Genomic DNA, 982 nt, shown 5'->3' with positions numbered 1-982 from the left:
GGATCTTCATCTGCTCGCGCTGCGCAAACTGCGCCATGCGCTTGATGAACTGGGTGCGCTGGCTTTTGACGGCAGGCCCATTGTCTAGGTCAATGACCCATTCTTCCGTCTCTGCATAGGCTGAGCGATGGGTCTGCCACCAAGCTTCGAGACAATCGACAATAAAGTCGCTGGTCTCTGCTGACTGGCCAAAGTAAATCGAAAGCTGTTCGCCCTGCACGTCGAGGATGCCAAAGGGCACCAGCGTGGCGTCGCGGTAGTGGTCATGGTCATCGGCCTGTCGCGGTTCGAGGGTTCGCGCACCGCCGCCCCTCGATAGATTCCCGATGGCGACTTTAGCTTTGCTGTCGATGGAGAGTCTTAAAACTTTGGGGTCAGCATCTGCTGCAGCATTCGCTGCCGCTACATTCTCAAAGATGGCGTCTGTTTCGGGCACCTTCTTGTGCGGCTTCACTTTTTGTGTTTTTTTAACCGATAGCCCATCCGGTTCAGCATCGCACCGATGGTCTGGCGGGTGGGTAAGTCCTCATCCCGGTAGCCTTTCTCCGCTATCAGCGCGTCGCGCACCGACTGGGCGCTGACTCTGGCGTAGTAGAAGGTTGTCCGAAACGTCGGGTCGGCTTGTGATTGGCCATCTACCAGTGCTCGCATCGCTTGCTCTAATTCAGGCTGCTTGGCTTCGCTCCGCCGATTCCCTCGGCCTTGATAGTAATCTAGGCAGACCACCCCGCTCGCCCGCTCGTGTAGCCCTAGCTGAACCGTTTGCCGTCCCCAGCCGAGATGCGTTTCTGCTTTCCGCGCTGAAGCGTCGAAGTAGTCCTCGGCGACCTTCGCCATGAAGGCGCGTTTCTTCGAACCTGTCAGCTTGCAGGCAGCGTCTTTCAAGGTTTCCTTCATCTGCTCATCTAGCATCCCCTAGCCTCTCTCAACTGACTTAACTCCGCCTTATAATGACCGGTAATGTATTTTATTGCCAGCCCCT

1 protein-coding gene and 1 pseudogene are annotated in these 982 nt (G+C 56.4%); both read right to left on the bottom strand.

Annotation, left to right across the window (positions count from 1 at the left end):
- Positions 1-436: pseudogene (locus CKL79_RS22565) on the bottom strand (ISAzo13 family transposase); the annotation flags it as partial.
- Positions 437-450: 14 nt separating this feature from the next.
- Positions 451-912 (bottom strand): hypothetical protein, encoded by a 462-nt coding sequence (locus tag CKL79_RS22560; RefSeq protein ID WP_121971720.1) that lies wholly within the window; start codon positions 910-912, stop codon positions 451-453.
- Positions 913-982 lie beyond the last annotated feature (70 nt).

It is taken from the genome of Leptolyngbya sp. BC1307 (assembly GCF_002286735.1).
Classification (GTDB): domain Bacteria; phylum Cyanobacteriota; class Cyanobacteriia; order Phormidesmidales; family Phormidesmidaceae; genus Phormidesmis.
The sequence above is the reverse complement of the archived record's forward strand: the minus strand, read 5'-3'. Positions and strand labels throughout refer to the sequence as shown.